The following is a 19,119-nucleotide window of genomic DNA, read 5'->3' as shown; positions in this document are numbered from 1 at the left end:
AGGAAACCTCGTGACCACCGACGTGTTGGCCACGGCGACCCAGGCGGGGGCCCCGGCCCCCGCCTCGGGCGCCCGCCAGGTCTGGCGGCGGCTGCGCGCGCGCAAGGCCGCCGTCGTGGCGGGCGCCGGGTTGGCCCTGCTGGTCCTCCTCGCCCTCGCCGCGCCCCTGCTGTCCGCGCTCACCGGCCAGGACCCCAACGCGTACCACGACGACCTGGTGGACTCCGCGCGCGGCGGCGTCCCCCTCGGCTCCTGGGGCGGCATCAGCGCCGACCACTGGCTGGGCGTCGAACCGGGTACCGGGCGCGACCTGTTCATCCGCCTCGTCTACGGGGCCCGCGTCTCGCTGGTCGTGGCCGTCGGCGCCACCGTGCTCCAGGTCTTCGTCGGCGTGGTCGTCGGCATCGCGGCCGGGTTCGGCAACCGCCTGGTCGACGGCGTGATCAGCCACCTCAGCGACGTGTTCATCGCGCTGCCCATGCTCGCGTTCGTCATCGCGCTGACCGCCGTGGTGCCCACCGACTTCCCGCGCCCGCTGCTGCTGGTCCTGGTCATCGCGCTGTTCGGCTGGGCCGGCACGGCCCGTATCGTGCGCGCCCAGACGCTCTCGCTCAAGAAGCTCGACTTCGTCGCGGCGGCCCGGCTCGGCGGCTCGGGCCCCTTCCGGATCGCCCGGCGGGAACTGCTGCCCTCGCTGGCCGCGCCCGTGATCACCTACGCGGCGATCCTGCTGCCGACCAACATCGTGGCCGAGGCGGGCCTGTCCTTCCTCGGCGTCGGCATCCGGCCGCCCACCCCGTCCTGGGGGCAGATGCTCTCGACGGCCACCACCTGGTTCCGGGCCGACCCGGCCTACGTCCTGCTCCCCGCCGGCCTGCTCTTCCTCACCGTGCTCGCCTTCACCATCGTCGGCGACGCGCTGCGGGTCGCGCTCGATCCACGCGAGGCCTCGCGCCTGGGCGTCGGCCGCCGTCGTCCGCGCAGGGCCGCCGGCACGGGCCCGGCGCGGACCCCCGGCCCCACGCAGGCCGGGCCCGCCGGGACCGCTGATGCCGCAGCCGCCGGGACGCCCGCGGGCGCGGCCGGCCCCGACGAGACCGCGAGCGCACCGCTCCAGACGACCGAGAAGGGGGACCCGGCATGACGCTCTACCTGCTGCGCCGGGTGGCCGGCGCCGTCCTCGTGCTGTTCGTGCTGTCCGTCGTCGTGTACGCGATGTTCTACGCCGTACCCGGCGACCCCGCCAAGCTGATCTGCGGCTCGCGCTGCAACCCGGAACAGCTCGCCCAGGTACGCGAACAGCTCCGCCTGGACGACCCGCTGTACGTGCGCTACCTGGACTTCCTCCAGGGCCTGTTCACCGGGCACGACTACTCCACCGGCACCAGCGTCCTGCACTGCGACGCCCCCTGCTTCGGCCTCTCGTACCAGAACGACCAGCAGGTCACCGAGCTGATCTGGCAGCGGCTGCCCGCCACCGCCTCGCTGGCCCTGGGCGCCATGGTGCTGTGGCTGATCCTGGGCGTCGGCACCGGCCTGCTCTCGGCGCTGCGCCGGGGCGGGATCACCGAGCGGCTGCTGACCTGGTTCACGCTGGCCGGCACGGCGACGCCGGTGTTCATCATCGGCCTGCTGCTCCTGATGGTCTTCTGCGCGCAACTGCGCTGGCTGCCCTTCCCCTCCTACGTGGCGCTGACCGACAACCCCGAGCAGTGGGCGTGGAACATGCTGCTGCCGTGGATCGCGCTGGCGCTCATCGAGTCGGCCAAGTACGCGCGGCTGACCCGCAGCTCCCTGTTGGAGACGCTGGCCGAGGACCACATCCGCACCTTCCGCGCCTACGGCGTCACCGAGCGGGCCATCGTGGGGCGGCACGCGCTGCGCGGGGCGTTGCCACCGGTCATCGCGATGACCGCGCTGGACCTGGGCTCCCTGTTCGGCAGCGCGATGCTGACCGAGACGCTCTTCGGACTGCCGGGCCTTGGCCAGCTCCTGGTGCACTCGGTCCAGGTCGTCGACCTGCCGGTGGTGGTGGCCATCACGCTGGTCACCGGCACGGCCGTGGTCATCGCCAATATCGTCGCCGACCTTCTCTACGCCGCAACCGATCGGAGGGTGACCCTGACATGAGCGAACAACGGTCAGAAGGGGCCACAGCCGAGCGGGAGCCGATCGAAGCCGGGCAGGCCACGACGGCGACACCAGCCGTATCCGTCAGCGAGCGCCGCACGGCGCCGGAGCCCGCGCCGGCCGAGCCGGACACGTCAGGTCCCGGGACGTCCAGACCTGGAGTGTCCGGGGCCGTCGCCGGGCGGGTGCCCGGGGCGCGGACCACGGGCGACGGCGCGCCGTCGGCGGGGCCGCTGGTGCGGGTCGCGGACCTCGGCGTCGTCTTCCCGGCGGTCGACGGCGGCGCCCACCCGGGCGGGTCCGAGGCGCCCGAGCGGGCGGTACGCGCCGTCGACGGGCTGTCCTTCACGCTGGAGCCGGGCGCCGCGCTCGGCATCGTCGGCGAGTCCGGATCGGGCAAGAGCACCGCCGCCTTCACCCTGCTCGACCTGCACCGGGGCACCGGAGCCCAGGTGACGGGCACGGTACGGATCGCCGGGCAGGACGTGCTCGCGGCCTCCGACGCCGACCTGCGCCGCATCCGTGGCGGGGTGGCGGCCATGGTCTTCCAGGACCCGCTGTCCTCGCTCGACCCCTACCTGGCGATCGGCGACCAGATCGCCGAGGTGTACCGGGTGCACCACCGTGGCGCCTCCCGGCGCGCGGCCCGCGCCCGCGCCGTCGAGGTGCTCGACCGGGTCGGCATCGCGGACGCGCCCCGGCGCGCCCGCTCCCGACCGCACGAGTTCAGCGGCGGCATGCGCCAGCGGGCGCTGATCGCCATGGCCCTGTCCCTGGAGCCGCGCCTGCTGATCGCCGACGAGCCCACCACGGCGCTCGACGTCACCGTCCAGGCACAGATCCTGGACCTGCTCGCCGAACTGCGGGCCGAGACGGGCATGGGGATGGTCCTGGTCACCCACGACCTGGGGGTCGCCGCCGCCAGCGTGGACGAACTGCTGGTCATGCGCGAGGGCCGGGCGATCGAACACGGCCCGGTCGGCACGGTGCTCAACGCCGCGCGCGAGCCCTACACCCGCGCCCTGCTGGCGGCGGTCCCGCGCCTGGGCCAGCCCCGTGGCGCCGCCCCGACCACCCCGCCGGCGGGCGAGGCGAGTCCCGAGCGCGCCGCGGGGCGGGACACGGGGCACGCCGCGGAGCCGACGAGCGCGGCCGAGGACGTGACCGGCGACGGTTCGGCCGCGCCGGACCCGGGGGAGGTCACGCGGGCCGAGGGCGTCGCGCAGGACGGGGGCGTCCCGCAGGACGGGGAGCCGCTGCTGGTGGCGACCGCGCTGCGCCGGGAGTTCGGCAAGCGGCGCGCGCGTACCGTCGCGGTCGACGACGTCTCCCTGACGCTGCGCGCCGGCCAGACGCTGGGCGTCGTCGGCGAGTCCGGCAGCGGCAAGACGACACTGGGCCGCATGCTCGTCCGCCTCCTGGAGCCGACCGGCGGCGAGCTGCGCTACCAGGGCCGGGACATCGGCCGGCTGCGCGAGCGCGAACTGCGCCCCTTCCGCAGCGAGTTGCAGATGGTCTTCCAGGACCCCGTCTCCTCCCTCAACCCGCGTCGCAGCATCGGCGAGTCCATCGCCGACCCGCTGCGCGCCGCGGGGGCCCTCTCCTCGCCGGAGATCGTCGAGCGGGTCCGCGGGCTGCTGGAACGGGTCGGCCTCGACCCGGACTGGTACCACCGCTACCCGCACGAGTTCAGCGGCGGGCAGCGGCAACGGGTGGGCATCGCGCGGGCGCTCGCGCCCGAGCCCCGCCTCATCGTCTGCGACGAGCCGGTCTCCGCGCTCGACGTCACCACGCAGGCGCAGATCGTGCGGCTGCTCGGCGACCTCCAGCGCGAGCGCGATCTGGCGCTGGTGTTCATCGCCCACGACCTGGCCGTCGTACGGCAGGTCAGCGACCGGGTCGCCGTGATGCGCGGCGGCCGGATCGTCGAGGAGGGCGCCACGGACACGGTCTACGACCACCCGCGCCACCCGTACACCCGGTCCCTGCTCTCGGCGGTGCCCCCGCTGGAGCGGGTCGGGCCGACCGAGCGGGCCGACACCGCCGTATAGCGCGCCGCAACGCCAACTGGCCGAAAAAGTTACTGCTGTTCACCCCTTCTGGTGGCGCGACGGACAACCGGCGGGGCGCCGCCCCGCCCCGCGCATAGCGTGCTGCCGCAGCCTTACGGCGGCTGCCCATCAGGGAGATCGGGGTGCGAACGTGCGCGTGGGACTGCTGACCGAGGGTGGTTATCCGTACCCGAACGGTGCGGCGGGACAGTGGTGCGACCGGCTCGTACGCGAACTGGCGCAGCACGAGTTCGAGGTCTGCGCGCTCAGTCGCGGGGCCGCGCAGGAGGCCGGCGGGTGGCTGCCGCTACCGACCCACGTGCGCCGCGTGCGCACGGCGCCGCTGTGGGGCGAGCCCGCGCCCGAGGCGCCGGCCACCACCGCGCGCGCCCACCGGCGCCGGGAGCGCGCCCTGTTCGCCGAGCACTTCGGGCGGCTCGCCCGGGCCATCAGCGCCGCGACCCTCAGCCCGGAGCTCCCCGACCCCCCCTTCGCCGCCGCTCCCTCCGCCGACGTCGCTCCGGTGCCCGCCCGCGCGGCGACCGCGCCGGACGCGATGTCGGGGCAGTCGGCGGCGCGGCGCTCCGAGAGCCAGGCGGACCGTTTCGCCACTGTGGGACAGGTTGCTCCACCGCTGTCTGGTCCGCGCGCGACCGCCGCACCCGCGCGGCGGTCCGAGGACTACGCCGTCCCCGCCCGCGCCTTCGCCGACGGGCTCTACGGACTGGCCGAACTCGCCCGGGAACACGGCGGGTTGTCCGCGATGATCCGCTCCGACATCGCGGCCCGCCTGCTGGAGGTCGCGTGCCGCGCGCCGGGCGCGACCGGCGCGGCGCACCGCGCCGGCGTCGCCGACCTGCTCACCGTCCAGCGCTACCTGGAGCGCGCGCTACGGCCGCTCTCGCTCCCCTGGTACGGCGAGGACGGCCCGCGCGCCGACGCCGGCCGGGAGGGGGCGGACGCGGGACGCGGCCTGTCCGGCGTGGACCTGTGCCACGCCACCTCGGCCGGCCCCGCCGTGCTCCCCGGGCTGCTGGCCAAGCGCTTCTTCGGCACGCCGCTGCTGGTCACCGAGCACGGCACCCGGCTGCGCGAGCACTACCTCGACCCCCTCGCCCCGGACCCGGCCGCCCCGGCGCACGCCCCCGCCTCCGCTCCCGTACGCACCCTGATCGCCTCCTTCCACCGACAGTTGGCCGCCGAGGCGTACGCCCAGGCCGCGCTCGTCACCGCCGGCAGTACGCACACCCGGCGCTGGCAGGAGCGCTGCGGGGCCGACCCGACGCGCGTGCGCACGCTCTACCCGGGCCTGGACGCGCGCCGGTTCGACGTGGCACGGGAACACGCCGTGGTCGGGGCCGACGACGGCCGCACGCTGGTGTGGGTCGGCCGCGTCGAGCCCACCCGGGACCTGGTCTGTCTGCTGCACGCGTTCGCCGAGGTGCGCCGCGAGGAGCCCGGGGCGCGGCTGCGCATCGTGGACACCGGGCCGGTCGCCCCCGGCGAGGAGGGCGCCATCGCCGACTGCCCGCCCGACACGGCCGACGTCGACGCCGCCGCACCGGCCCTGGCCATGGCGTACGCGGCCGTGGCGACGGGCGGCGGTACGCCGGCGCACGCGGCGACGGCGTGGGCCGCGCCGTACGGCGCCCCCTGTGGCACGGCGCGCGGGGGCCCGGGAAGCGCGGCCGTGGCGCGTGGGGGGCCTCCGCACGGGCGACGGGCGCGGGCCCCGCGCCGGGTCTGGCGACGGGCGGTGCGTGCCGGCGCGCGTCGATCGGTCACCCGCCGCGAACGGCGGGCCGGTGCGATCGGGGGCGGCGCGCCGTGGTTCGCCGGCGCGACGGGCGGTGACGGGCTCCGGGCGAGCCGTCCGGTGGTCGGTGCGCTGACCTATCGAGCGCAGTGTGCCGCGCTCGCCGCGCAGCTCTTCCCGGACGAGGCGCCGCACGCCCACGCGATCGGCGCGAGCCCCGTCTCCTTCGAAGCGCTGGGCGGCTGGGAGGCGCCCACCGTGCCGGAGGCGTACGCGGCGGGCAGCGTCGTCGTGCGGTCGAGCGTGGCCGAGGGGTTCCCGACCGGGCTGGTCGAGGCGATGCTCTGCGAGCGGGCCACGGTGTCCACGGATGTCGGAGCGGTCAGCGAAGTGGTGGGCGGCACGGGCCTGCTGGTGCCGCCGCGCAACCCGCGCGCGCTCGCGGCGGCCTGCCTGACCCTGCTGCGTGACCCCGCGCGCCGCGAGCGGCTCGGCGGCGCGGCCCGCTCCCGGGCGCTGGAACTCTTCGACGCCCAGCGCAACACCGGCGCCTACCGTGGCATCTACCTGGAGTTGCTCTCGCGCGCCCCGGTCCGCCGCGCCGAGGCGGAAGTGGGCGCGGCGGGCGACCCGTTGCCGTTCGCGTACCCCGCCGAGGCGCGGGTGCCGGGCCACTGGACGGCGTCCGGCCGCGCGGCGCGCACGACGGCGCGTACCGCGACCGGGCGGGCCACCCCCCGATGGGCGGCGGCGCGAGCGGGCGGTGCGGACCCGGAGCCGGGAGCGTGCGCGAGCGCGACACCCGCCGAGGTGGTCGAGGCGCCCCGGGGCCGGATGAGAAAGCGAGAGGGGGGCGACGAGGCATGACCACGTCCGGTACGACCCCCGACGCCCTACCTCCCGCCCGCCCCGCCACCGACCGCGACGCCCCCGGCGGCTGCCCGCGCGCGCCGGCCGGCGAGACGACGGCCGGCCCGCAGACGCCCGGCGGCTCCCGGAAGGGCGCACCGACGGACGCCCACCCCGAGGCCCCCGGCCGGGAGTCCCCCGCACGGCCAGCACCCGGCGCGGCCGATGGGGCCGACTCGACTGGTGGGGCGGACACGGGCGGAATCGGCAGGGTGGCAGGTGGTCGCGGCGTCCGGGAGGCCGGTGCGGTCTCGGCTGGAACCGGGTCGTCTGGTGGGTCTGGTGCGGCGGCCCGTGCCGGCGCCTCGGGCGGGCCAGACGCTGCGGTCTCCGCCGGCACCTCGGGTGGGTCCGCGGCGTCGGACGCGGCCGGCGCGGCCGGTGGGGTGCGCGCGGCCGGTGGGGTGGGGGCGACGGGGTCGCGGAAGTGGGGTGGGGAGTCGCGGCGCGGGAGGTACGTCGATCCGGTACGGCTGCTGCTGCACCAGCATCGTGACCTGTGCGCGCGGGCCGTCGACCCGCTGGAGATCGCGGCGGGGCTGGAGGCGCGGGGTGTCGGCGATCGGGCCGCCGCGCGCTACCGACACCGCGATGTGTTCGCGCTGGCCGAGGAGTTGTACGCCAGGACGCCACGCGCCGGCGCGCTCACCGACGGCGGGCCGGTCTGGCCCGCCACCGGCGATCCGTACGGCCCGCTCGGAGCGGAGCCTCACGCGGCGGGCGCGTACGACGGGCGCACGGGGCGCGGCGACCACGCGGCGTGCGGGGCGTCGGGAGTGGACGCGGACGGCGCGCCGGGAACGTACGAACCGGCCGGTTCGGTCGGCGCGGCGGGACTGGTCGGTTCGGGCGATGACGCTCGCACGGGCGCTGGTGCGGTCCCCGCGCGCGCGGGGATGGGCCCTGGCGCTGACCGAGCAGGCTCGCACGCCACGCCCGCTCCCCGCGCGTGCGGGGGTGGACCCGTGGGGCTGCTCTGTCGCGACTGCGACGAGGTCTGCTCCCCGCGCGTGCGGGGGTGGACCCGTGGGGCCGCTCTGTCGCGACTGCGACGAGGTCTGCTCACCCCGCGCGCGGGGGTGGCCCCCCCGGCGACGCCGGGATCAGCGACGGAGCCCGCTGCCCCCCGCGCGCGGGGACGGACCCGTGAGGTCGGCGGGCGCGGCCAGCCGGCGCGCCTGTGGGCTCACTCCGACGCCGACCTGAGGGCCCGCTCGGGCACGCCGGGGGAGTGGGGCGGCCTCGACGACCGTGCCACGGGGCAGGGGCGGGCCCGGTGGCGGGCCCGGTGGCGGGGCGGGGCCGCGTGGTGGGGGTGCCTGTCGCCCGGGTTGCTGGGGCTGCTGGTGCTCGCCGTCCTCGATCGGACGGCCCACGCGTCGGACGTCACGCGCGGGATCATCGGCGCGGGCGGCGCGACCCTGGTGCTCGTGCTCGCGTGGTGCGCCCCGTGGCGCGGGCCGAGGCGTTCGCGGTGGTCCGCGCACCCTGCTGGCCGAGACCCCCGCGCCGGCCACGGGCCCCACCTCGGCGAGGACTGGTCCACCCCCGGCGCCCAGCTCGCCCCCGGCGCCCCGTTCGCGTGGGAGCACCCCGGCGGTCCCACGCCGCTCGGCCACCCGGTCCCGTGCGCCCGCCCCACGGCCCTCGGCGACACCACCTGGTGCGGCCACCCGACGCCGTTCGCGCACCCCGCGCCGTTCGACGCCCCCGCCCCGCTCGCGTACGTCGGCCCCGCCGGCTATCCCGGCCCGCTCGGCCACCCCGTCAGCTACGGCCGTCCCGTCAGCTACGACCATCCCGGGCCTTGCGGCGAGCCCGGCGAGAGCCTCCCGTACGCCGCCGATCACGGCGCCCCGTACGCCCCGTACACCGCCGGCCACGGCACCGCGTTCACCCTCGGCCACGGCGACCCGTACGGCGCCCCGCGAGCCGCCCGGTCGTACGCGGGCGCGGGCGTGCCCGCCGGCGCGTACACCGACGCGCATCTCCACGGTGGCGTCCCGGCACCCGGGAGCCCCGCGTACCCGGGCGCGCCGCACCGCTTCGGCCTCCCCTTCCCCGCCTGCTCCCCGCACGCCAACTCCCCGTGCGGCGGCACGTCGCGCGCGGGCACCTCACGCGCGAGCGCGCCGTACACCAACTCCCCGCACCTCGGTGCCTCGCGCCCGCGCGGCGCGCGTGGGCGGGCGGGCGCGGGGGGCCGGGCGCGCGCGGGCGGGTGGCGGTGGGTACTGGGGCCGGTGTGGTGGTGCTGGCTGCTGGCGTACTCGCTGGTCGGCGGGTGGCTGCTCACCGAGGCGCTGGCCGGCGGGCCCGGGGCCGGGTGGCTCGCCGGGCCGTCGCCCTGGCCACCGGTGTCCTGGCTCGACGGCTGGTGGGACCCCCGCCAGTGGCCGGGCCCGGGCGCGGCCCGGTGGCGGCCGCTGGTGCCCGGCGCGATCGCCGGCGCGGCCCTGGCCGGCGCGGTGCCGCCCGCGCTCTGGTGCGCGCGGTGGTTCACGGCGCGCGCCCGGCGCGGATTGGTGGCCAGCCGGGAGCTGTCCGCGTTCGCGGCTGGCGCGCGGGTGGCGTACGGGTGTGCGCTGGCGTTGTTCGGGTGCGCCCTGGCCGTGCTGCTCGCGGTGGCCTGCCGCGTGCTGCCGGGACACGGGTTCGGGCTCGGCACGGCGCTGGCCGCCGGCGCGCTCGGCATGCTGCTCTTCGTCGCCCGACTGCTGACCGCGCACGGCCTGCGCCGCGCCGCCCGCCGTGGGCTCGCCCTGGCCTGTGCGATCGAAGCGGCGGCGGTGGGCGCCGTGCTGGCCGCCGAACTGCCCCGCTGCGCGGGCCTGGCCCGCCCGGTGCAGCGCCTCGTGGCGGCCACCGGAGTGGCGGCCGTGCCCGCGTTCGCCTGCGCCACCGGCGCGCTGGTGCTCGGCGTGTACGGGCTGGGCGCGCTCTCCCGCGCCTGGGCGCACGCCGCCGGCGCCCCGGCCCCCTCCAGCGCGTACCCGCGCGACCACGACACCGGTGACCCCGGACCGACCACGGGCGGCGAGCACCCCGCCGCCCCGCACACCGCCACCCCCGACGTCGGCGCCCACCGCACCCCGGTGCCAGGCGCCGTGTCCCCCCGTCCCCCGGCCGACGGGACCCGCCGGCCACCGACGACGCCACGGGGGCCCGGCGCGGGCGGTCCCGCGCCGTGCGAGGGCCGGGCGCGGCGATCCCGCGGCCCGGCCGTCTCCCCGTAGGACGTACGCCGCCCCCACCCCGAGCGCCACACCCGCCGGCGCACGACCCACGACCTCTGCCGCCGCGACACCGGCCCCCCGGCCCAGGCGGCGCAACCTTCACAAGGAGCGAGCCAGATGACCCACCACCCCGTCGGCCACCCCCTCGGCCAGCCGGCCGAGGCGTCCGGGGCAGCCCGGTTCGTCGGGGCGGCCCCCCGCCGCACCGCCGGCCCCGCGTCCGCCCCCCGCACCGTGGAACGGGGGCGTCACTGATGCGCGTTCTCCTGCTCGGCTCCAGCGGCTACATCGGGCGCTACGTCGCCGACCACCTGCTCGCCGACCCCGCCGTGCAACTCACCGAGCTCGGGCGGGGCGACGCCGCCGACGTCCGGTTCGACCTGTCCACCGGCAGCCCCGGGGCGCTGACCCGGTTCCTGGACGCCGTGCACCCCGGTGTGGTGATCAACTGCGCGGGCACCACGCGGGGTGGCGCCCGGGAGCTGACCCGCCACAACACGGTGGCCGTCGCCACCGTCTGCGAGTCGCTGCGGCGCAGCGGCTGCGGGGCGCGCCTGGTGCAGGTCGGCTGCTCCTCCGAGTACGGGCCCTCGCAGCCGGGTTCGTCCACCGCCGAGGACGCCATCCCGCGCCCGGGCGGCCCGTACGGCGTGAGCAAGCTGGCCGCCACGGAACTGGTGCTCGGCTCCGGCCTCGACGCCATCGTGTTGCGCGTCTTCTCGCCGGTCGGCCCCGGCACCCCGCCCGGTTCGCCGCTGGGCCGCCTGGCCGACACCATGCGGCGGGCGATGCAGGCGGGCGACAACGAGCTCAGGTTCCCCGGCCTGGGCGCCCAGCGCGACTTCGTCGACGTACGCGACGTGGCGCGGGCCGTCCACGCGGCATCGTTGTCCGCCGCTCAGGGCGTGGTGAACATCGGCACCGGCCGCGCCGTGCGGATGCGCGACGCCGCCGCCGTGCTGGCCAGGGTCGCCGGCTTCGGCGGCGCGCTGCACGACATGGAGGGCGGGCCGCACCCGCTGCGCACCGTGCCGCACCCGAGCCAGCCGCCGGGCGCGGCGCACGCCGGCGGCCACGCGGCGGGCCACGGCCCCGGCGGCGGGCACGGCCGGGGCGAGCACGGGGCCGACCATCCGGCGGGGCCCGTCGGGTACGTCTATCCGGACGGCTGCGGCAGTTGGCAGCAGGCGGACGTGCGCACCGCGCGCGACCGGCTGGGCTGGCGGACGCGGATCGGACTGGAGGAGTCCCTGGCCGACATCTGGATGGAGGCGGCATGTCGTATGTGACCTTCACCGGTCCGCGGCGCACGGGCGCGGTGGCCGGCCGGCTCGGCTTCGGGGTGCCCGGCTGTGCGCATCCGCTGGTGGCGCCGGCCGAGTGGGCCGAACTGGCCCGCCCGTGCACCCCCTTGCACTGGGCGGTGCTCAACGTGGCGCGCGGGCCCGGCAGCCGCCCCGATCCGCACTGCCTGGGGGCGGCGGCCCGGCTGCACGAGGCGCGGGCCCGGGTGCTCGGCCACCTCGACGTGCGGTTCGGCACCCGCCCCTTCGGTGAACTCCTCTCGGACGCGCACCGTTTCCTGGAGTGGTACCAGGTGGACGGGTTCTACCTGGACCGCTGCCCCACCGAGCGGCCGGGCCTGGCCGAGGTGCGCCGGGTGGCCACCACCCTGCGCGCCCTGCGCGCGCACGCCTACCTGGTGTTCGCGCACGGCACGCACCCGCATCCGAGCTATGTGGAGAGCGCCGACCAGTTGGTGACCTTCTCCGGGCAGTGGGCCCACTACCGCTGGTCGCAGGCGGCGCAGTGGACGGCCGACTACCCGCCGGAGCGGTTCTGCCACCTGGTGCACGGCGTGCCGCGCACGCACCTGGACGAGGCGCTGCGCATCGCCCGCTGGCAGGGCGCGGGGACGATCTACTTCACCGACCGGCAGGGTCACGGCCAGGCCGACGCGTGGGAGACGCTGCCCGGCTACTGGGACGAAATCGTCTCGCGCATCGGACCAGGTGTCACGGAATGAGACACCGCGTGGCAGTGTTACTGGAAGAACAACACTGCTCCCATCAACTACGGAGTTCCCCGTGTCGCTGCCACCCCTGGTCGAGCCGGCTGCCGAGCTCACCGTGGACGAGGTCCGCAGGTACTCGCGTCACCTGATCATTCCCGACGTGGGAATGGCCGGGCAGAAGCGGCTGAAGAACGCCAAGGTGCTCTGTGTGGGCGCGGGCGGGCTCGGCTCGCCCACCCTGATGTATCTGGCCGCCGCCGGTGTCGGCACGCTCGGCATCGTGGAGTTCGACGAGGTCGACGAGTCGAACCTGCAGCGCCAGATCATCCACAGCCAGGCCGACATCGGCCGGTCCAAGGCGGAGTCCGCGCGCGACTCCGTGCTGGGCATCAACCCGTACGTGAACGTCGTACTCCACGAGGAACGCCTTGAGGCGGACAACGTGATGGGGATCTTCTCCGAGTACGACCTGATCGTGGACGGCACGGACAACTTCGCCACGCGTTACCTGGTCAACGACGCCTGTGTGCTGTTGAACAAGCCGTACATCTGGGGTTCGATCTACCGCTTCGACGGTCAGGCGTCCGTGTTCTGGAGCGAGCACGGCCCGTGCTACCGCTGCCTGTACCCCGAGCCGCCGCCGCCGGGCATGGTCCCCTCCTGCGCCGAGGGCGGCGTCCTGGGTGTGCTGTGCGCCTCCATCGGGTCCATCCAGGTCAACGAGGCCATCAAGCTGCTGGCCGGCATCGGCGAGCCGCTGGTCGGCCGGCTGATGATCTACGACGCCCTGGAGATGACCTACCGCCAGGTCAAGGTCCGCAAGGACCCCGACTGCGCGGTCTGCGGCCCCAACGCCACGGTCACCGAGCTGATCGACTACGAGGCGTTCTGCGGTGTGGTCTCGGACGAGGCCCAGGAGGCCGTGCAGGGGTCGACCATCACCCCCAAGCAGCTCAAGCAGTGGATCGACGACGGCGAGGGCATCGAGATCATCGACGTCCGCGAGCCCAACGAGTTCGACATCGTCTCCATCCCCGGTGCCCGACTGGTCCCGAAGAACGAGTTCTTGATGGGCAACGCCCTGGAGGGACTTCCGCAGGACAAGAAGATCGTCTTGCACTGCAAGACGGGTGTCCGGTCGGCCGAGGTGCTCGCCGTGCTCAAGTCCGCGGGCTTCGCGGACGCCGTGCACGTGGGCGGCGGCGTCATCGGCTGGGTGAACCAGATCGAGCCGGAGAAGCCGGTCTACTAGCCTCGGTCGGCGCGCCCGCCCTGTGCGGCGGGGGCGCGCCAAACGGGAGCGCACGCGCGGGGCCGGGTCCACCACCGAGGTGGGGCCCGGCCCCCGCGCGTGCCCGCCACCCGCGCGCCCCTGGCCCGCACATCCGCGCCGCCGCCCCGGACCGACGTCGCCCGCGCCCTGCCGCGTGCGCGTCCACGCGCACAAAGAAAGCCCCGGATGAATTGACATCCGGGGCTCGCTGCTGCGTATATTTAATTCTTCATGTCTTCGCGAAAAAAGACGTGAAGGAAAAGCATCTGCGGGAAGCATAACGCGTCGGGAGTGGAATTGTCAACCGAGGAAATGCGGCAGGAACAACAATTCATCACCGATCTCTACGCCCGGCTCGACCGGCTCAAGGCGACGGCCGAGGAAGCCATGCGAGCGGCGCTGGTGCAGGTCGGGAACGGTTTTCAGGCCAGGCTTGAGCGCGATGTGCGGGTGGAGGAACAGGCTGGACTCCTCCGCGCGATCCACGCGGGAGAAAGCGGACTCTGTTTCGGTCGACTCGATTTCCGGGACGGTCGCACCCACCACATCGGGCGCATCGGAATGCGCCGGGACGACGCGTCCCGTACGCCCCTGGTCATCGACTGGCGGGCCGATGTGGCACGCCCCTTCTACCTGGCCACCGGCCACGTTCCGATGGGCCTGCGACGCCGGCGACACATCAGCACCGAGGGGCGCACCGTCACCGCCCTCCACGACGAGCTGATGGACCTCGCGGACCCCGTCCGCACCGGGCACGAGGGCACCGACGCCGACGAGGTCCTGCTGGCGTCGCTGGACGCGGCCCGCACCGGGCGCATGCACGACATCGTGCGCACCATCCAGGCCGAGCAGGACCGCGTCATCCGCGCGCCGCACCAGGGCGTCCTGGTCGTCGAGGGCGGCCCGGGGACCGGCAAGACCGTCGTCGCGCTGCACCGGGCGGCCTACCTGCTCTACGCGCACCGGGAGCTGCTGGCCCGTCGCGCGGTGCTGATCGTCGGCCCCAACCCGGCCTTCCTGAGCTACATCGGCGACGTGCTGCCCGCGCTGGGGGAGACCGGCGTGCTGCTGGCCACGCTCGGCGAGCTCTTCCCGGGCGTGCGCGCCACCGGCACCGACCGCCCGGCCGTCGCCGAGGTCAAGGGCCGCGCCGCGATGGCCGAGGCGCTGGCGAAGGCGCTGCGGGACCGGCAGACCGTGCCCGAGTGGGCCACCGAGATCGACCACGAGGGGTACGGCACGCTCAGCCTGGACCGGGCGATGGCCGAGGACGCGCGCTGGCACGCCCGCGCGAGCGGCCTGCCGCACAACCTGGCCCGCCCCGTCTTCGCCTTCCACCTCATCGACGCGCTGACCGCGCGGCTGGCCGAGCGGATCGGCGCCGACCCGCTCGGTGGATCCAACCTGCTGGGGCCCGACGACATCGCCCAGCTCGGCAAGGAGATCGCCACCAGCGGCCCGGTGCACGCGGCCATCGACGCGCTGTGGCCCCAGCTCACCCCGCAGCGGTTCGTCGCCGACTTCCTGGCCGAGCCGACCCACCTGGACGCGGCGTCGGCCGCGCTGATCCGACGGTCGGGCGGCGCGTGGACCGAGGCGGACGTGCCGCTCCTGGACGAGGCGGCCGAGCTGCTCGGCGAGGACGACAGCGCGTCCCGGGCCGCCGCCGAGGCCGAGCGACAGGAGCGGATCGCCTACGCGCGGGGCGTGTTGGAGCTGTCGGCGGGTTCGGAGACGTACGAGTTCGAGGACGAGGAGTCCGAGGTGCTGGCCGCGCACGACGTCATCGACGCCGAGCGGATGGCCGACCGGCACGAGGAGGCCGACCACCGCACCGCGGCCGAGCGCGCGGCGGCCGACCGGACCTGGGCGTTCGGTCACATCGTGGTGGACGAGGCGCAGGAGCTGTCGGCCATGGCCTGGCGGCTGCTGATGCGCCGCGTCCCCACCCGCTCCATGACCCTGGTCGGCGACCCGGCGCAGACCGCGCGCGAGACGGGCCTCGGCTCCTGGGAGCGCGTCCTGGCCCCGTACGTCGGCGAGCGCTGGGAGCACGTGCGGTTGGGCGTCAACTACCGCACGCCCGCCGAGATCATGGACGTGGCCGCCGCGTTCCTGCGCGCGCACGACCCGTCCTTCGACCCGCCCGGCTCGGTGCGCTCCACCGGCGTGCGCCCCTGGGCGCGGCGCGTCGCCCCGGACGACCTCGCCCCGGCCGTGGCGCGCGAGGCCGAGGCGGCCCGGGGCGGGGGGCGGGTCGCGGTCATCGCCCCGGCCACGCTGCACGCCGCGCTGCTGGCCGCGCTGCCGGAGGCGGGCCACGGGCCGACGCCCGACCTCACCCGGGAGGTGGTGCTCCTGGACGCGCGGCAGGCCAAGGGGTTGGAGTTCGACACCGTGCTGGTCACCGAACCGGCCGCGTACCAGGTCAGCGACCTGTACGTGGCGTTGACCCGGGCCACCCAGCGCCTTGGGGTGCTGCATACCGGCGAGCTGCCGGCGGCGCTGGGCGGGCTGGCGGCGGCGGGGGAGAGCTAGCCGCAGGTGGTGCCGGTGGGCGGCACGGTGCCGTCCAGGAGGTAGTCGTCCACGTTGCGCACCGTGCAGTCGTCGCCGCTGTTGTACGCGCCGTGTCCCTCGCCCCGGTAGGTCAGCTCGACGCCGACGCCCTCGCCGAGCTGGCGGGCCATGGTGCGGGCGCCCTCGTACGGCGTCGCCGGGTCGCCGGTGGTGCCGATGACCAGGATCGGGGCCGCGCCGGGGGCGCTGACCTCGGGGTGGTCGCGCAGTCCGGGCACCGGCCAGTCGGTGCAGCCGAGCATGCCCCAGGCCATCATCTCGCCGAAGACCGGGGAGGTCTCACGGAAGGTCGGCAGCTCGGCCTTGACCTGCTCGGGGGTGACGCGCTGACGCGTGTCCCGGCAGGAGATGGCGGAGTTGGCGGGCTGCGAGTTGTCGTAGCGGCCCTTCTCGTCGCGGCCGGCCATGGAGTCGGCGAGCATCAGCAACATCGTGCCCTGGTCGAGCTCGATGGCCTCCTGGAGGCCGAGGGTGAGGTACTTCCAGGTGTCCTTGGAGTACAGGGCCGTGCCGATGCCGAGCAGCGCCTGGCTGTCGGTGAGCTTGCGGTCGCCGTCCCTGGTGGGCAACGGGGTGGCGTCCAACGCGGCCACGAGCTCCATGATCCGCTCGCGACCCTGGTCCGGGTCGTCGCCCACCGGGCACTCGGCGCCCTTGCCGGCACAGTCCCTGAGGTAGTTGTCCAGCGCGCGCTGGAAGCCCCGCGCGTGGTTGAGCGCGCCCGCCCGCGCGTCGCTGGTCGGGTCCACCACCGCGTCGAGCACGGCCCGGCCGACGTTCTTCGGGAACAGGTGGGCGTAGGTGCCGCCCAGTTCGGTGCCGTAGGAGATGCCGAAGTAGTGCAGCTTGCGGTCGCCGAGCACCTGGCGCATCAGGTCCAGGTCGCGGGCGGCGCTGGCGGTGTCCACGTGCGCCAGCATCCGGCCCGAGGTGCGCTGACAGGCCGCCGCGTACGCACGGGAGTCGGCCAGCCCGGCCGCCAGTTCGGCCGCGTCGTCGGGGGTGCCGTCCACCTCGGCCGTCGCGTCGCGCTGCGCGTCGGTCTGACAGGTGATGCCGGCGCTCTCGCCGACCCCGCGCGGGTCGAAGCTCACCAGGTCGTAGCGCTCGCCGAGCTTCGCGTAGTCCTTGGCGAAGCCGGGCAGGGTGGCCACGCCGGAGCCGCCGGGGCCGCCGAAGTTGAAGACCAGCGAGCCGATCCGGTCCCCGGATCCGGTGGCCTCCTTGCGGATGAGCGCGAGGTCGATGCTCTCGCCCCCGGGCTTCGCCCAGTCCAACGGGACCTTCAGGGTGCCGCAGCGCCAGGCGTCGCCGGGCTCCTCGCCCCCGCCCTGGAGCGCGGTCGGCGCCGCGCACGCCTTCCAGCGCACCTGCTGGCCGGTGAGCGCCGTGGGCAGCCGGGGGTCGACCGGGACGCGGGACGTCGGCCTGCTCGCGTGGCTCTCGCGCGAACCGTCGCTGGTGTCCCGGCCACCACCACCACCGCCGCAGCCGGCCGCCGTGGCGCCGACCACGACCATCAGTGCCGCCGTGACCAGGGCCGGGGTGCGTATAGGGCGTGCCATGGCAAGCGATCCTAAGCCTCGACCCCGCGCACCGGCCCCGGCGCCCCGGCCCGACGCGCTCACCGGCACACCGTCCCGCCGCGCGGCACCGCCCCGGTCAGCAGGTACGCGTCCACCGTCCGCCGCACACACGCGCTGCCACCGTGGTACGCGCCGTGCCCCTCGCCCCGGTACGTCAACTCCACGCCGACGCCCTCGCCCAGCGCGCGGACCATGCCCCGCGTCCCCTCGTACGGCGTCGCCGGGTCGCCGGTGGTGCCCACGACCAGGATCGGGGCGGCGCCGGGCGCGCTCACCTCCGGGGTGTCCCGGGCGCCCGCCGTCGGCCAGTGCCGGCACTGGAGCAGGCCCCAGGCCAGGTACGCGCCGAAGACCGGGGAGGCCGCGCGGAACGCGGGCAGCCTGGCCCGCACGTCCGCCGCCGTGTAGCGCTGCCGGTGGTCGGCGCAGGTGACGGCGGTCAGGGCGGACTGGAGGGTGCTGTAGCCGCCGCGCTGGCCACGGCCGTTCATCAGGTCGGACAGCGCGAGCAGCACCGTGCCGTCGCCGTCGGCGGCGGCACGCAGCCCCTGCGTCAGGTACTCCCAGAAGTCCTTCGCGTACAGCGCCTGCGCGATGCCGTCGCTGGCCAGCGACTGGGTCAGGGACCGGCCGTCGGAGCCGGGCAGCGCGCGGCGGTCCAGCCGGCGCAGGAGCGCGACGATCTCCCGCTCGGTCAGACAGTCGGCCGCCTCGGCGGGGCAGGCGCGCAGGTAGTTCTCCAGCGCCCGTTGGAAGCCGCGCGCCTGGCCCAGGGCGGCGCCCACCGGGTCCTGGCCCGGGTCCACGACGGCGTCGAACACCGTCCGGCCCACCCGGCGCGGGTACAGGTGGGCGTAGGTGGCGCCGAGTTCGGTGCCGTAGGAGACGCCGAAGTAGTGCAGCGCGCGGTCGCCGAGCACGCGGCGCACCAGGTCCAGGTCGCGCGCGGCGTCCCGGGTGCCGACGTGCGCCAGGACGGCCCCGGAGCGGCGCGCGCAGCCCGCCGCGTACGCGCGCTCGCGGGCCTCCAGCGCGCGGGTCTCGGCCGCGTCGTCGGGGGTGGCGTCGGCGGCGTGGTAGGCGTCCAGGTCGCGGTCGTCCAGGCAGCGCACGCCACCGCTGCGACCGACGCCGCGCGGGTCGAGGCTGACCAGGTCGTAGCGGGTGCGCAGCTGTGGGAAGTCGGTGGCCAACGCCGGCAGGGCGGCGACGCCCGAGCCGCCGGGGCCACCGAAGTTGAAGACCAGCGAGCCGATCCGGCGCGTCCGGTCGGTGGCCCGGGCGCGGATGAGCGCGAGGTCGATCGTCCCGCCCCCCGGGTCGGCGTGGTCTAGCGGCGCGCGCAGCGTCGCGCACTCCCAGGGCGGGCCCGGCGCCGGCGTGCCCGCGCCCTCCTCGCCCTCGCCCGGCGCCGGGCAGCGCGACCAGTGGAGGCGCTGCCGCGCCAGGGCGTCCGACCGCGCCCGGCCCGCGCCGTCCCCGCACCCCGCGCCGGCCACGCCGACCAGCAGCAGCACCGCCACCAGCGCGCCGAGCCGGGCCCGCCCGCCGCGCGCGGGCCGGCTCCCGCGCGCGCCCCGGGGC

Annotated in this window: 12 protein-coding genes; 10 read left to right on the top strand and 2 right to left on the bottom strand. The window is 76.1% G+C overall.

From position 1 onward, the window contains the following. The first annotated feature begins 10 nt into the window (after positions 1-10). From ACFVFR_RS22075 to ACFVFR_RS22030, 10 genes are all read left to right on the top strand, one after another. Complete coding sequence (locus ACFVFR_RS22075; protein ID WP_383704304.1) at positions 11-1,144, top strand: ABC transporter permease; 1,134 nt, start codon at positions 11-13, stop codon at positions 1,142-1,144. Then, on the top strand, positions 1,141-2,130 hold the full coding sequence (locus tag ACFVFR_RS22070) for an ABC transporter permease (RefSeq protein WP_383704302.1): 990 nt from the start codon (positions 1,141-1,143) through the stop codon (positions 2,128-2,130). The genes ACFVFR_RS22075 and ACFVFR_RS22070 overlap by 4 nt, the downstream gene beginning before the upstream one ends. Then, the gene (locus tag ACFVFR_RS22065; protein ID WP_383704300.1) at positions 2,127-4,181 is read left to right on the top strand and encodes a dipeptide ABC transporter ATP-binding protein; all 2,055 of its coding nucleotides are present in this window, start codon (positions 2,127-2,129) and stop codon (positions 4,179-4,181) included. The genes ACFVFR_RS22070 and ACFVFR_RS22065 overlap by 4 nt, the downstream gene beginning before the upstream one ends. Before the next feature lie 151 nt (positions 4,182-4,332). After that, positions 4,333-6,804: a DUF3492 domain-containing protein gene (locus ACFVFR_RS22060; RefSeq protein WP_383704298.1), complete on the top strand. Its 2,472-nt coding sequence runs from the start codon at positions 4,333-4,335 to the stop codon at positions 6,802-6,804. 1,373 nt (positions 6,805-8,177) lie between these two features. Then, on the top strand, positions 8,178-10,082 hold the full coding sequence (locus ACFVFR_RS22055) for a hypothetical protein (RefSeq protein ID WP_383704296.1): 1,905 nt from the start codon (positions 8,178-8,180) through the stop codon (positions 10,080-10,082). A gap of 117 nt (positions 10,083-10,199) precedes the next feature. Further along, complete coding sequence (locus ACFVFR_RS22050) at positions 10,200-10,337, top strand: hypothetical protein (RefSeq protein ID WP_383704294.1); 138 nt, start codon at positions 10,200-10,202, stop codon at positions 10,335-10,337. Further along, the gene (locus ACFVFR_RS22045) at positions 10,337-11,371 is read left to right on the top strand and encodes an NAD-dependent epimerase/dehydratase family protein (protein WP_383704292.1); all 1,035 of its coding nucleotides are present in this window, start codon (positions 10,337-10,339) and stop codon (positions 11,369-11,371) included. Before ACFVFR_RS22050 ends, ACFVFR_RS22045 begins: the two co-directional genes overlap by 1 nt. Continuing rightward, entirely contained in the window at positions 11,359-12,108 is a 750-nt protein-coding gene (locus ACFVFR_RS22040; RefSeq protein WP_383704290.1) for a spherulation-specific family 4 protein, read from the top strand. The genes ACFVFR_RS22045 and ACFVFR_RS22040 overlap by 13 nt, the downstream gene beginning before the upstream one ends. 61 nt (positions 12,109-12,169) lie before the next feature. Further along, positions 12,170-13,348 (top strand): adenylyltransferase/sulfurtransferase MoeZ, encoded by a 1,179-nt coding sequence (gene moeZ, locus ACFVFR_RS22035; protein WP_383704288.1) that lies wholly within the window; start codon positions 12,170-12,172, stop codon positions 13,346-13,348. 333 nt (positions 13,349-13,681) lie between these two features. Beyond that, positions 13,682-15,907: a HelD family protein gene (locus ACFVFR_RS22030; RefSeq protein ID WP_383704486.1), complete on the top strand. Its 2,226-nt coding sequence runs from the start codon at positions 13,682-13,684 to the stop codon at positions 15,905-15,907. On the opposite strand, the gene ACFVFR_RS22025 is transcribed toward ACFVFR_RS22030, so the two are convergent. Together ACFVFR_RS22025 and ACFVFR_RS22020 are read right to left on the bottom strand one after the other, a co-directional pair. Further along, positions 15,904-17,514: an alpha/beta hydrolase gene (locus ACFVFR_RS22025; RefSeq protein WP_383704286.1), complete on the bottom strand. Its 1,611-nt coding sequence runs from the start codon at positions 17,512-17,514 to the stop codon at positions 15,904-15,906. The genes ACFVFR_RS22030 and ACFVFR_RS22025 overlap by 4 nt on opposite strands. Before the next feature lie 59 nt (positions 17,515-17,573). Next, the gene (locus ACFVFR_RS22020) at positions 17,574-19,061 is read right to left on the bottom strand and encodes an alpha/beta hydrolase (protein ID WP_383704484.1); all 1,488 of its coding nucleotides are present in this window, start codon (positions 19,059-19,061) and stop codon (positions 17,574-17,576) included. Positions 19,062-19,119 lie beyond the last annotated feature (58 nt).

The organism is Streptomyces sp. NPDC057702 (genome assembly GCF_042799315.1).
Taxonomy (GTDB): Bacteria; Actinomycetota; Actinomycetes; order Streptomycetales; family Streptomycetaceae; genus Streptomyces.
The sequence above is the reverse complement of the archived record's forward strand: the minus strand, read 5'-3'. Positions and strand labels throughout refer to the sequence as shown.